Consider the following 12,229-nt stretch of genomic DNA (forward strand, 5'->3'; position numbering starts at 1 on the left):
CCTGGGTGTACCGCTCCGTAGGTTTGTCGCGCACAGGGTGCGCTCCCACAGAAGAGCCGATCGGCAAGATTGATCCGCAACCCACGAACCTGCATAACCCTTGTAGGAGCGCACTTGTGCGCGACCGCAGAGCTGGGATGTACCGCTCCGTAGGCTGGTCGCGCACAAGTGCGCTCCTACAAAAAGAGCCGCCCAACAGCGTCGGACGTCGCGTGGCTCTTGATGTGGCTCTCCGCTCTCGGGGTCCCCGTATGACGCGGCGGGCGGGTGGAGGAAAGCCCGCAGGGTGGCCGCATGGATGCGGCCAGTTTTTCGACAGGACAGGGATGTCCTGTCGAAAAACCCCGTAACCCGCACGCGCACCTGGAGGGCCAACGGCCCGGAAGGCGCGTCATCCGGGGGGCCCTTCTCTTTGGTTACTTTCTCTTGGGCAAGCAAGAGAAAGTAACCCGGGCCGCGGCAGCGGCACGGAAGCCCGCGGCAGGCGAGCCAGATCGCGGTATCGCGACAACCGAACACCGAGGCTCTGGATGACCAGCTTCGCTGTTTAGAAGCGCCTCCGGCCGGCGCCGGAATGACGATCAAATGCCAGCCAGCACTGGGATGAGGATCAGAAATGCCCCCGCGAGCACCCTCCCCTCACCCTAACCCTCTCCCCGGCGGGGAGAGGGAGAAAAGCCAGGTGCCTTCCAACTAACTCCAACCAACCACCTCACTTAGTCTGCACACTCCCCAAACTCACAAACGGCAACGCACTACTCCCCGTATAAGTGGGCAAATGCCCATCCCACTTCTCAATCGCCGACATCTGCACGATGTTGGGATTTTCGCGCAGCGCATTACCCTTCAACTCAATCGCCTTGGCCTCCGCCGTGGCAATCGTGATCTGCGCCTGCGCACGTCCCTGTGCTTCAGCCTCCACCTTCTCCGCTTCGGCCCTGGCCTGCGCCACCTCGTTCTGGCGCTGCTCGGCCATCTGCGTGGCCTGGATCTTGGCGTTGATCGACTGCACGACGTTTTCGGGCAGGCGTAGCTCACCGATCCAGTAGATCTTCTCCACATTGATGCCGACGGCGGAAACTTCGTCGCTCACATCCTTCTGCACCGACTCGATCAGGCTGGCCTTGCCCTTGCCGTAGACCGATTCGATGTCCAGGTTCGAGGCCTCCTTGACCAGCGCGTCGCGGATCATGTTGCGCAGATAGACGTCCGTGATTTCGTCAATGCCCTTGCGGTACTTCTGGAAGATCAAGGTCACCTTGGACGGATCGATGTGGTACGTGATGCCCACGTCCGCGTTCACCGTGAGGCCTTGGGCGGTCTGGAAGCTGATCGATTCGTCCACTGCACGGCCTTCCATGGTGGAGCGCGTGAAGGTGTAGGTCTGGGTGAAGGTCGGGAAGGTGTACAGCTCGTAGCCCCAGCCCACCCAGTAGCGTCCGGGCGGCAATTCCTGCAATGCGCCTTTGTCATCGCCATACATCTGGAACTTCACGCCCACATTGCCCGCCGGCACTTTCGAGCAGGCGGCCAGCAGCAGGGCCGAAAGCGACAACGACAGCGTCAATACGCGTTTCATGGTGATCATTCCTTGTGAGTGAAACCGCGGCGCAGCAGCAGATAGCCCCACGCCAGTAGCAAGGCCAGCAACGCCAGGCCGATCAGCACGGCCAGCGTGCTTGCGGCCGAGATCAGCTCCGGCCCGATGACAGCGACGTACAACAGCAGGCAGACGACGAACGGCCACAGCCGATGCGCCAGCCAGTCGACAAGCGTCTTCATGGTTTTCCCCGTGGTGATGATGGTTTGGCGAGTGCCGTATGGATGTCCGTTCGCAAGCGCCGCATCGACACGTCAGCGCGTCGAGACGGTGTGCGAAGGACAAAGTGCGTTGCTAACCCGTGGGTGCGATGACTCGCCGTGTATGGCGGGATGGGTCAGCGATAAGTAGCGTGCGAGCCTTCATATAAGCGCACTCCAGGCGCGCTGCAGGATGAGGACGGGGCGCACTCTACTCCGATTTTGGTGCGTTGCAACAAGTCAGCGCTGACGCAAATCCAGCACCACCGGCCTATTGACTACAGCTGTAGTCACGGCGTACGTTGACTACAGCTGTAGTCACCAGGAACCTTGGACATGGGCAAGCCAACCATCGGCGATCAGGAGCTGGCGCTCCTGCAATATCTCGCCGACAACAACAACGCATCGGTCGGCGAAGTGGCGACCGGATTCGGCGAACCGCGCGGCCTCGCGCGATCGACCGTGCTGACCATGATGGAACGCCTGCGCGGCAAGTCCTACCTGCGCCGCAAGCAGGTACAGGGCATGTATCGCTATAGCCCATCCACCGGGCCTGGCGAAGTCATGCGCAGCGCGGTGGGACAGTTCGTGGAGAAGACGCTCAGCGGTTCGGTATCGCCGTTCGTGGCATGGATGTCCGAACGCACGGACGTCAGCGACAACGAACTCGCCGAACTCGAAGCCCTGGTGCATCAACTGCAGACGCGCCGCAAGGAGACCTGACATGAGCGCCATTGCCTCTCTCGCACAGGAAGTGGTTGGCCGACTGGCCTGGACGTCGCTGCAGGCAGCACTGCTGGTAGGCGCCGTGTGGCTGCTCAACCGGCAGCTTCCGCGGCTTTCCGCGGCCACGCGCTCGCTGTTGTGGTGGCTGCTTGGCGTGCAGCTCCTGCTGGGCTTGTTGCTGCCCACGCCGGTGGCGCTGCCGCTGTTGTCGCCCACTTCTGCCGAAACCACGGTGATCACCACGGTATCGCCGAGCGAACACCGCATCGCCAGCATTGGCCAGAGCTCTGCGTCTTTCTCGGCAGAACCGGAAAGCGACGACCAAACCGTGATCGTGCGCTCCACTACGTCGACAGCAGCTGGCTGGACGCGCTGGTTACCGGCAGTCCTGGCGCTATGGCTTGCCGGTGTGGTCGTGCAGCTGCTCATCACGTTGCGTCACTGGCGCCAGGCACGCATCGTGGTTCGTGCATCGCGACCGCTAGCCGATGCCGCCTTGCAGACGCTGTGCGCCGAGCAGGCACATGCGATGGGGCTGCGTCGCTGTCCGTCACTGCGTGTCTCCGATGCGATCCGCTCCCCCCAGGTGAGCGGTGTGTGGCGGCCAGTGGTGTTGCTGCCCGCGAACCAGAACCTCTCCTCCGAAGAAAGCGCCCTGGCGCTCGCCCACGAACTCACCCATCTGCGTCGCGGTGATCTGTGGATGGGATGGATACCCGCGATCGCCCAGCGACTGTTCTTCTTTCATCCGATGGTGTCGTGGGCAATGCGCGAGTACGCCTTGAACCGCGAGGCCGCGTGCGACGCGCAAGTGGTGCATCAGCACGATGCCGCACCGCAGGATTACGGCCGTCTGCTGCTGCGCCTGGGTGTGGCGCATCCGCTGCATGCGGGTCTTGCCGGCGCGTCGCCGACTTTCCACAACTTGAAGAGGCGCTTGACCATGCTGCAGCTTAGCGATCAGGACACCACCTCGCGTGTGCGCAGCTGGTTGCTGGTTGCCGTGGTCGCTGCCATCGGCGTGCTGCCGTATCGGGTGACCCAGGCCAAGGGCGAGACGGCGTCCGCGCCGGCGAGTACCTCGAGCGTCCAGTCGGTTCCCGCGACACCCCCGACACCAGCCACACCGCTGACGCCGCCTACGCCGGCCACGCCAACGACGCCTGCTACGCCGAAGACCAAGCCGTCGCCGCGCGGCAGCATCACACCGCCGGCCGTCCCTCCGGTACCGCCGGCACCACCCGCGCCCAAGGCTCCGACACCGCCGCCTCCGCCGCCCCCGCCGCCGGCCCCACCCGCACCGCCGGCGCCGCGTTCCGAAGGTTTCTCTGCGCATCACATCGATATCGACACGCATACCGATGCGCAATACGGCTTCGCCTTGCTCGACAAGGATTCGGTGATCATCAACGGCAGCGATCTGGATGTTACGACGGCTCGCAGCATGCGCGGGCAGTCAGAGCCGCTGTTGATGTTCCGTCGCGGCAACAAGTCCTATGTGATTCGCGATGAAACCTATCTCACCCGCGCCAAGGCGGCTTATGCGGCGGTGACCGAGCTGTCCAAGGAACAGGGCCGGCTCAGTGGCGAACAAGGTCGCGTGAGCGGTCAGGAGAGCGGCATCGGTGCGCGCCAGGGCGCGCTGGGCGAACGGTTGGCACGCATGGCCACGCGTGAAGCAGAGATCGCGGCACGACAGGCGCAGCGTCCGTCGTCCGATGGCGGCGACGCCGAGCGCGCGTCGTTCGAGTCTCAGCGCGCGGAGATCGATCGCGAGCGCGCCGGTCTCGAACGCGAACAGCAAGACCTCGAAAGGCAACAGGAAGCCTTGGCCAAACAGCAGGAAGCACTCGCCCATCGCGAGGAACAGGCCACCGAACAGGCGACCCAGCAGATGAGCCGTCTGCTGGACGAAGCGCTGGCCAAGGGCGTCGCACAGCCGGTAAGCAACCGCTAGCCACAACGTGGTGGCGTGCCCGGCGCGCCGCCACGAATCACAGCCCCATCGATCAACACACGCCCCGGTTTGCCGGGGCGACGGGTAACCGTTGCCCACGCGCAGCCGATTCATGCAGGGAAGGAGGCGACATGATTGGCTACTACGCGACAACCGCCATCAGCAGTCTGCGCCGCAGCAAGGCACTGGCCGCGCTGATGGTGCTGGTCATCGGCCTGGGCATCGGCGCCAGCATGACCATGATCACGATTTTCCATGTGCTCTCCGGTGATCCGCTGCCGGGTCGCAGCGGGCAGATCTATGCACCGGTGATCGACATCCGGCCGCTCGCCCGCGATCACAGCGAGTCCACTGAGCCGGACGGCAATTTCAGCTGGCCGGACGCCATGAATCTGCTGCACGCACGGCGGGCAGATCGGCAGGCCGTCATGGCGGGCGGCGCGGTTCCGGTGCGCCCGCCACAGAGCGGCGAGCTGCCGTTCTACGAAACGGGACGCTACGTGACGGCTGATTTCTTCAGCATGTTCAACGTGCCCTTTGCCGCAGGCACCGCCTGGCGCAGCGACGATGACGAGAACCATGCGCGCATCGTCGTGCTCAACCGCGACCTGGCGCGCAAGCTGTTCGGCAACGCGTCGGCGATCGGCCATAGCGTTCGCTTGAAGAACACCGACTTTCGCGTGGTCGGCGTGCTCGACGACTGGCACCCGCAGCCGCAGTTCTACGCACAAGTGGACGGCCGCGGATTCGGCAAGACCGACCAGTTCTTCCTGCCATTGCAGACCGCGCAGGATCTGGGGCTCGACTTCAACGGCCGCTTGTCCTGTTGGGACAGCGGTGGCGACGCCCGCACCAGCAACCACTGCGTGTGGCTGCAGTTGCTGGTGCAGCTGGACAGCACCGCCAAGGCGCAGGCGTACCGGCAATTCATTGGCAGCTACTGGCGCGACCAGCAGTCGCACGGCCGCATGCCACGCCCCGTCGACGCGCAGCTCTACGGCCTGATGGACTGGCTGACGCGCCAGCACGCCATCCCCGACGACCTGCGCCTGCAGCTATCGCTGTCGCTTGGCTTCCTCGCCGTGTGCATGCTCAACGTGGTCGGTCTGTTGCTTGCCACTTTTCTGCGTCGCGGCGGCGAGATCAGCGTGCGTCGTGCGCTGGGTGCGCGGCGTTGGGACATCTTTCTGCAACTGGGCGTGGAGTCGTGCGTGATCGGCCTGGCCGGCGGCCTGCTCGGATTGGGCATCGCCTGCCTGGGCTTGTGGAGCGTGCGCCAACGGCCCGACGGTTACGCGCAACTCGCGCAGATGGACGCGGGCATGCTGCTTGGCACCTTCCTGCTCGCCCTGGTGGCCAGCGTGATCGCAGGCCTGCTCCCCGCGTGGCGTGCCTGCCGCATACCTCCCGCCCTGCAACTGAAGACGCAATGAGGCCTGTCATGTCACATTCGCCCCTGATCGCCAGCCTGTCGCGCCACAAGCTCACCGTCTGCCTGCTGGTGATGCAGGTGGCGCTGACCTGCGCCATCGTCTGCAACGTCGCGTCCATCATCGGCCATCGCCTGGCGCAGATGCAGTTGCCCAGTGGCGTGGTGGAGAACGAGCTCGCCATGATCGAAAGCATCAGCGTCGACGAATCGGCCAACCACCTCGCCAAACACAACGCGGACATGGCGGTGCTGCGCGCGATCCCCGGCGTCACCATGGTGGCTGCGGTCGATGCCCTGCCCTTCAACGGCAACAACTGGAGCAACGGCATTTCGCTGGTGCCGAACGGGCCCGCGCCGGCCACCGCCACGGCATTCAACGGCACACAGGAAGAAGCACGCGTGCTCGGCATGCGTCTGGTGGCGGGACGGTGGTTTCTGCCGGAGGAATACATTGCGCTCGATGCGGCGCATGACTGGGCGGGCATCAACCGCGTGCCCTCCACCATCATCACGCGCGCCCTCGCCGCCAAGCTGTTTCCGGGTCAGGACCCGCTGGGCAAGGTGATCTATCCGGGAGATGGACCGGTGCGCATCGTCGGTGTCGTGGATCAGTTGCTGCGTCCCTCCCTGGGCGAGTCCGATGCGAGCGGTTACGCCACGCTGTTTCCCATGTTGCCGGACACGGCCGACATCACCTATGTGATGCGCACTGCGCCGCAGGACAGGGAGCGCGTGCTCAAGCAGGCACAACAGGTACTCGCCCGCCTCGACAACAACCGCGTGCTGAGACATCCGCAGACTTTCACGCAGCTGCGTGACGATTACTTTCGCCGTGATCGCACCATGATCACCTTGCTGCTCTCCGCGGCGCTTGGCTTGCTGCTGGTGACGGCTGCCGGCATCGCGGGTCTCGCCAGCTTCTGGGTGCAACAACGCCGGCGCTCCATCGGCATCCGCCGTGCGGTGGGTGCTACGCGACGGGACATCCTGCGGTATTTCCAGACGGAGAATGGGGTGATCGTTGGTGTGGGTGTCGTTCTAGGTGTGGTGCTTGCCTACGCGCTCAATATGCTCTTGATGCAGCATTACGCGTTGCAGCGGTTGCCATGGTTGTACGTGCCGGTTGGGGCGGTGTCGTTGTGTTTGCTGGGACAGTTGGCGGTGCTAGGGCCAGCGATGCGGGCGAGTTTGGTGCCGCCGGTGGTGGCGACCAGGGGGTAGGTGGGGATGTTTGCCTGGCGGATTCTGGATCGTCGTTGCGGCGCAGGCGGTTTTTGCTAGTCGTCGCGGCGCTGGCTGCGCCTCTGCCCGTCATCCCGACGCAGTCCGGAGGTGGTTTTCAACTGCCGTATGGGCTGGTCATCCAGAGCCTCGGTGTTTGGTTGTCGCGTTACGGCCAGGGTGCCGCCTACGCGGCGGGCGTTTCGATCGGCTGCCGCCGACCGAGTCACTTTTCTCTTGCTGGCCCAAGAGAAAAGTAACCCAAAGAGAATGGCCTGATAACGCCCGCAGCATCGTGTTGGGATAAGCCCGAACGCTTGAGGCGCGTCGTTGTGGGACAACCTCCGAGGGTACACAGCGGGTAGTTCAAAGCGCTGCGCAACGCGCCCGAATCGCTGAGGACTTAAAGCGGGGCCTCGCTGCGCATTGGCTTTATCCCATGCATGACGCACTGGTGCCGCGCCTGGCGCTTGTCTGTGGGAGCGCACCCTGTGCGCGACAGCCACGCCGGGGTGTATCGCTCCGTAGGTTTGTCGCGCACAGGGTGCGCTCCCACAGAAGAGCCGACCGGCAAGATTGATCCGCCATCCACGGACCTGCGCCCCCTTGTAGGAGCGCACTTGTGCGCGACCGCAGCGACTGGGTGTACCTCTTCGCAGGCTGGTCGCGCGCGAGCGCGCTCCTACATCAGAAAAACAAGCGCCCGAAAACGCCGGGCCGCGGCAGGCGAGCCAGATCGCGATAAGGCGGCGACCGAACGAAAGGTCACTGGATGACCAGCCATTCGGCTGTTGAAACGCGCCCCCTGCCCGTGCAGGGATGACGATCGAATGAGCGCAGCCGCCCCCTCAATCCTTCGGCGGCTTCATCTCAAACTCTTTCGGCGCCACATCTCCCGCCAGATTCCGCACAAAATAATCCCAACGCTTGCGCATCATGTAGTTGGCCGCGGCGCCATAGGTGTGATGCTCGTTGGGAAGCATCAACAAATCGAAATCCTTGTTCGCCTTGATCAGCGCATCGACAACCAGCAGCGTTTCGTACGGCGGTACGTTGTCGTCCATGGTGCCGTGGACCAACAGCAGGTGGCCCTTGAGGCCGGCGGCGTGGCTCTGGTTGGCCTGGTCGTCGTAGTTGCTCTTGCCGTCCTTGTCGGTGACCAGCAGCCCCTGCCACTTCTCGGCCCAATCGTCTTCGTAGTTGCGGTTGTCGTGGTTGCCGCTCTCGGCGATGCCGACCTTGAACAGGTCGGCGTAGCGGAACATCGCCGTCACCGTGGCGTTGCCGCCGCCGGAGTGGCCCCAGATGCCCACGCGATCCATGTCGATCCACGCATGACGTTTGCCGAGTTCCTTCAAACCGGCCACCTGGTCGGGCATGGTGTTGTCGCCGATATTGCCGAAGTACGCATCGTGGAAGGCCTTGGAGCGCCAGGGCGTGCCCATGCCGTCGATGGCAACCACGATGAAGCCCAGCTCGGCCAGCGCCTGGTGATCCGCGCGTGCGGGATTGAAGCTGCGTGAGCCCACCGAGCCGGTCTGCGGGCCGGGGTAGATGTAGTCGACCACCGGATATTTCTTCGACGGGTCGAACTGGGTGGGCTTGAACATCAGGCCGTACAGGTCGGTCTTGCCGTCGCGCGCTTTCACGGTGAACGGTTCGGGCGCCTTCCACCCGCGGGCCAGCAGGCGTGAGATATCGGCCTTGGCGATGGTGGACACCACATGGCCATCCTGTGCGCTACGCAGCACGGTGACCGACGGCGTGGTGGGTGTGGAGTAGGCGTCTGCGAATAGACGTCCATCCGGCGACAGGGTGATGGTGTGGTCAGCCGGCTCCGGCGCCAGCAGTACCGGCGCGCCGCCGTCCAGGCTGACTTTGTAGAACTGCTGGTAATACGGATCCACGCCCTGCTCGCGACCCACGCCGCGGAACCACAGCGTGCGCGAGGCAGCATCGAGCTTGAGCACCTCGGTGACATTGCCTTCGCCGGTGGTGATGGCGTGCTTGAGCTTGCCGCTGTCGAGGTCGTACAGATACAGGTTGCCCCAGTTGTTGCGCTCGCTGAACCACACCACTTCATGGCTGGCCGGCAGGTACTGCCAATTGACCTTGCCGATGCCGCTTTCGTAGTAAGTAGGCACGCTTTCGTTGAACACGGTGCGTATGTCGCCGGTGTGCACATCGGCCACGCGAAACCACGCCTGCTTGTGATCGCGCGAGGAGGATACGAAGGCCAGCGAGCTTGCATCGGCCGCCCATTGCACATCGTCCCAGCCGCCATTGCGGCCGCAGCTCACGTCATCGCACAAGGTGGAGCGATGCTGGTCCGGCTCCATCTTCAGGCGCAGCACCTTGCGTGTGTCGACGTCGACGATCACGCGTTCGATCATCGTCACGTCCTTGTCGCCGACCAGTGGATACTTCCACTTTTCGACCTTCGGGTGGCCCACGTTGGTGCCCACGACCACCATGTCGCCGGTCTTGCGCTGATCCTGCTGGAAGGTGGCAATGCGCCTGGAGTCCGGCGACCACACGAGGATGGCCTTGCTGCTGTGCTTCCAGCCCGCGTTGTCGGTGGCGTAACCGTAGTTTTCCACACCGTCGATGGTGAGCTGGGTTTCCTTGTGGGTGAGGACATCGCGCACCCATAGGTTCCAGTCGCGCACGAAGGCTTCGCTGTGCTTGTCGGGCGACAACACGCCCGGTTCGTTGCCCGTGCCGTCGATGCTTTCGTCACGGCCGAGAACGCAGACGATGTTGCCCTTCATGTCGCACAGGTAGTGTTTGCCGCGCAGGTTGACGTCCAGGCGGCCATCCGGCGCGGTGACAAATGTGGTGATGCCCAGCTTGTTCGCGCTGACGGACTTGCCAAGCACCTTGCCAAGGGCGACGGCGAGGGCCGCGTGGTCGAACGCGGGCTCGACCTTGCCGGTGCCAGCATCGACACGCAGGTAGCGATCGCCGGAGGCATCATGGTCGCGGTACCAGTAGTGGGTATCGTCGATCCAGGTCACCGTTTGCACGGCGTGGTCCACCAGGGGCGTGGCGTTGTAACCCACATAGCGCTCGGCGCGCGCGTAGTCGTCATGGGTGAGCGTACGCCCCTGTGCGACGGCGCCAGTCGAAAGCGCAATCAGCGCCGCCGCGCCCATCAGGCGCGCACCACGTGTGTTCAAGCTCATGTTTTAGTCCCCCGATCAATCGCGACATACAGGCGCGCATGGAAGAGCGGCCTGGGTATTGCCCGTAGTGTTACTCAGGTGGCGTTGGACTGCCATTGGTTTGGGTTGAGTTGTTCCAAGGGGAGCGGAGCGCGCACGAACACGAGGGTGGGAATGCCGCCTCTGCGCGACAAGCCTGAGGAGTGGTGTACCCAAGCGCTGCGGTCGCGCACAAGGTGCGCTCCTACAAGGGGACTCTCGGCTATTTGTGGGAGCGCACCCTGTGCGCGACCATCCTACGGAGCGGTACACCTCAGCGTGGCTGTCGCGCACAGGGTGCGCTCCCACAGACAAGAAGGCGCGGCAAGGAAAAGGGAGCCGATGCGCAGCGAGGCCCCGCTTTAAGTCCTCAGCGATTCGGGCGCGTTGCGCAGCGCTTTGAGGTACCCGCTTTGTACCCTCGGAGGTTGTCCCACAACCAGTCGCCTCGAGCGCTCGGGCTTATCCCAACACGATGCTGCGGGCGTTATCAGGCCATTCTCTTTGGGTTACTTTCGACGCGAAGCTAGTCCCGTGGGATCTCTTGGGCCAGCAAGAGAAAAGTGACTCGAGCGGCGGCAGCCGTTCGAAACGCCCGCCGCGTAGGCGGCACGCTGGCGGTAACGCGACGATCGGAGCGCACCGCTACTGGGTCCCGGCCTGCGCCGGGATGACGAGCAGGAAAGTGCACGGCTTATGCACGCGCACCACTCCACAACACCCCTCACGCAAACTTCAACAAACAAACCCCCACCGTGATCAACCCCAACCCCACCCACCCCTCCCCCCGCAACCTCTCCCCAAACACCGCGATCCCCAATACCGCCGTCGCCATCAACCCCACCCCGCCCCACACGCCATACGCCACCGACAACTGAATCCCGCGTATGGCAAAACTCAACGCCGTAAACGCCGCCAACGCGCACGCAATCGCGGCCACAGCCGGCCGCTTGTAGGCAAACCCATGCGACTGCTTCATCAGCACGTTGGCCGCGATCTCCAGCACGATCGCGATGGCGAGGTAAAGCAAATGGACAGGTTCGAACTCAGGAAGCATGACGGCTCCCTTCAGGCGCTTCGTCGGTGCCGCGCTCCAGCAGCACGATGCCGGCGATGATCAGGGCGATCGCCGCCAGCTTGATCGGCTTGAGGTCTTCGGCAAACAGCCAGGCGCTGCACAAGGTGATGAGTACCAGGCCCAGGCTTTCCCATGCGCCATAGGCCACTGCGAGCGGAATGACCTTCACCGCCATCGCCAGGCAGGTATAGGACAGCACCAGCATCACGTACATCGTCGACAGGCCGATGGTCAGGTAGCCGTGATGGGCGCCGAGCTTCATCGCCAACGTGCCGGCGACTTCGGTGACAATAGCCGCGGCCATGAAAAGCCAGTGACGCATGTGGTTCTCCTTGTCGGGCACCGCGACCCCATCCTACCCTCGCCCTCCCCGATCACGCCATGAACCCAATCAACGCCCTGTCCGCCACTCCCACGCTGCCTGAGGCACGCCTGCTCGAGATGGTGTTTCCCGATCACACCAACCACCTGGGCACGCTGTTCGGCGGACAGGCCTTGGCATGGATGGACAAGGCGGCCTTCATCGTCGCCTCGCGCCACGCCCGTCGCACGGTGGTCACCGCGCGCTCCGAAGAAGTGAATTTCAAGGTGCCCGTGCGCACGGGCCAGCTGGCCGAACTGGTTGCACGTATCGTGCACGTGGGCCACAGCTCGATGACGGTGGAAGTGGAACTGACGGGCGAAGACCCGCTCACCGGCGATCGCCGCGTCTGCACCACCGGCCGTTTCGTGATGGTTGCGCTCGACTCGAACGGCACGCCGGCGACGGTGCCGCCGTTGCCGGTCGTCTAAACGCTGGCCGCCCGCGGCGG

General features: G+C 64.0%; 10 protein-coding genes. 5 read left to right on the top strand and 5 right to left on the bottom strand.

Features of this window, described 5'->3' with window-relative positions:
• Positions 1 to 712: 712 nt before the first annotated feature.
• Both AC1DKY_RS17225 and AC1DKY_RS17230 read right to left on the bottom strand, forming a co-directional pair.
• Positions 713 to 1,579: an SPFH domain-containing protein gene (locus tag AC1DKY_RS17225; RefSeq protein WP_441604860.1), complete on the bottom strand. Its 867-nt coding sequence runs from the start codon at positions 1,577 to 1,579 to the stop codon at positions 713 to 715.
• Positions 1,580 to 1,584: 5 nt separating this feature from the next.
• Positions 1,585 to 1,782: a hypothetical protein gene (locus tag AC1DKY_RS17230; protein WP_441604861.1), complete on the bottom strand. Its 198-nt coding sequence runs from the start codon at positions 1,780 to 1,782 to the stop codon at positions 1,585 to 1,587.
• 354 nt (positions 1,783 to 2,136) lie between these two features.
• Between AC1DKY_RS17230 and AC1DKY_RS17235 the strand changes: the two genes are divergently transcribed.
• From AC1DKY_RS17235 to AC1DKY_RS17250, 4 genes are all read left to right on the top strand, one after another.
• Positions 2,137 to 2,523: a BlaI/MecI/CopY family transcriptional regulator gene (locus AC1DKY_RS17235; protein ID WP_441604862.1), complete on the top strand. Its 387-nt coding sequence runs from the start codon at positions 2,137 to 2,139 to the stop codon at positions 2,521 to 2,523.
• A gap of 1 nt (position 2,524) precedes the next feature.
• Entirely contained in the window at positions 2,525 to 4,483 is a 1,959-nt protein-coding gene (locus tag AC1DKY_RS17240; protein WP_441604863.1) for a M56 family metallopeptidase, read from the top strand.
• A 131-nt stretch (positions 4,484 to 4,614) separates the two neighbouring features.
• Positions 4,615 to 5,916: an ABC transporter permease gene (locus AC1DKY_RS17245; protein WP_441604864.1), complete on the top strand. Its 1,302-nt coding sequence runs from the start codon at positions 4,615 to 4,617 to the stop codon at positions 5,914 to 5,916.
• Between the two features lie 8 nt (positions 5,917 to 5,924).
• Positions 5,925 to 7,136, top strand: coding sequence for an ABC transporter permease (locus AC1DKY_RS17250; RefSeq protein ID WP_441604865.1), 1,212 nt, complete (start codon positions 5,925 to 5,927; stop codon positions 7,134 to 7,136).
• 848 nt (positions 7,137 to 7,984) lie between these two features.
• Here the strand turns inward: AC1DKY_RS17250 and AC1DKY_RS17255 are convergent.
• The 3 genes from AC1DKY_RS17255 to AC1DKY_RS17265 form a co-directional block, all read right to left on the bottom strand.
• Positions 7,985 to 10,321, bottom strand: coding sequence for a S9 family peptidase (locus AC1DKY_RS17255; RefSeq protein WP_441604866.1), 2,337 nt, complete (start codon positions 10,319 to 10,321; stop codon positions 7,985 to 7,987).
• Positions 10,322 to 11,063: 742 nt separating this feature from the next.
• A complete protein-coding gene (gene mdtI, locus AC1DKY_RS17260) occupies positions 11,064 to 11,396 on the bottom strand; it encodes a multidrug/spermidine efflux SMR transporter subunit MdtI (protein WP_441604867.1) in 333 nt (110 codons plus the stop codon).
• Positions 11,386 to 11,739 (bottom strand): SMR family transporter, encoded by a 354-nt coding sequence (locus AC1DKY_RS17265; protein ID WP_441604868.1) that lies wholly within the window; start codon positions 11,737 to 11,739, stop codon positions 11,386 to 11,388. Before AC1DKY_RS17265 ends, mdtI begins: the two co-directional genes overlap by 11 nt.
• Positions 11,740 to 11,798: 59 nt before the next feature.
• Here AC1DKY_RS17265 and AC1DKY_RS17270 point away from each other — a divergent pair, with 59 nt between their 5' ends.
• The gene (locus AC1DKY_RS17270) at positions 11,799 to 12,209 is read left to right on the top strand and encodes an acyl-CoA thioesterase (RefSeq protein WP_441604869.1); all 411 of its coding nucleotides are present in this window, start codon (positions 11,799 to 11,801) and stop codon (positions 12,207 to 12,209) included.
• Positions 12,210 to 12,229: the final 20 nt, after the last annotated feature.

The sequence above is a fragment of the Dyella sp. 01N448 genome (assembly GCF_056399225.1).

Excerpts from the sequence above, each read along its gene's own strand:
- AC1DKY_RS17225 (WP_441604860.1), bottom strand. The coding sequence starts at position 1,579 with ATGAAACGCGTATTGACGCTGTCGTTGTCGCTTTCGGCCCTGCTGCTG.
- AC1DKY_RS17230 (WP_441604861.1), bottom strand. The coding sequence starts at position 1,782 with ATGAAGACGCTTGTCGACTGGCTGGCGCATCGGCTGTGGCCGTTCGTC.
- AC1DKY_RS17235 (WP_441604862.1), top strand. The coding sequence starts at position 2,137 with ATGGGCAAGCCAACCATCGGCGATCAGGAGCTGGCGCTCCTGCAATAT.
- AC1DKY_RS17240 (WP_441604863.1), top strand. The coding sequence starts at position 2,525 with ATGAGCGCCATTGCCTCTCTCGCACAGGAAGTGGTTGGCCGACTGGCC.
- AC1DKY_RS17245 (WP_441604864.1), top strand. The coding sequence starts at position 4,615 with ATGATTGGCTACTACGCGACAACCGCCATCAGCAGTCTGCGCCGCAGC.
- AC1DKY_RS17250 (WP_441604865.1), top strand. The coding sequence starts at position 5,925 with ATGTCACATTCGCCCCTGATCGCCAGCCTGTCGCGCCACAAGCTCACC.
- AC1DKY_RS17255 (WP_441604866.1), bottom strand. The coding sequence starts at position 10,321 with ATGAGCTTGAACACACGTGGTGCGCGCCTGATGGGCGCGGCGGCGCTG.
- mdtI (WP_441604867.1), bottom strand. The coding sequence starts at position 11,396 with ATGCTTCCTGAGTTCGAACCTGTCCATTTGCTTTACCTCGCCATCGCG.
- AC1DKY_RS17265 (WP_441604868.1), bottom strand. The coding sequence starts at position 11,739 with ATGCGTCACTGGCTTTTCATGGCCGCGGCTATTGTCACCGAAGTCGCC.
- AC1DKY_RS17270 (WP_441604869.1), top strand. The coding sequence starts at position 11,799 with ATGAACCCAATCAACGCCCTGTCCGCCACTCCCACGCTGCCTGAGGCA.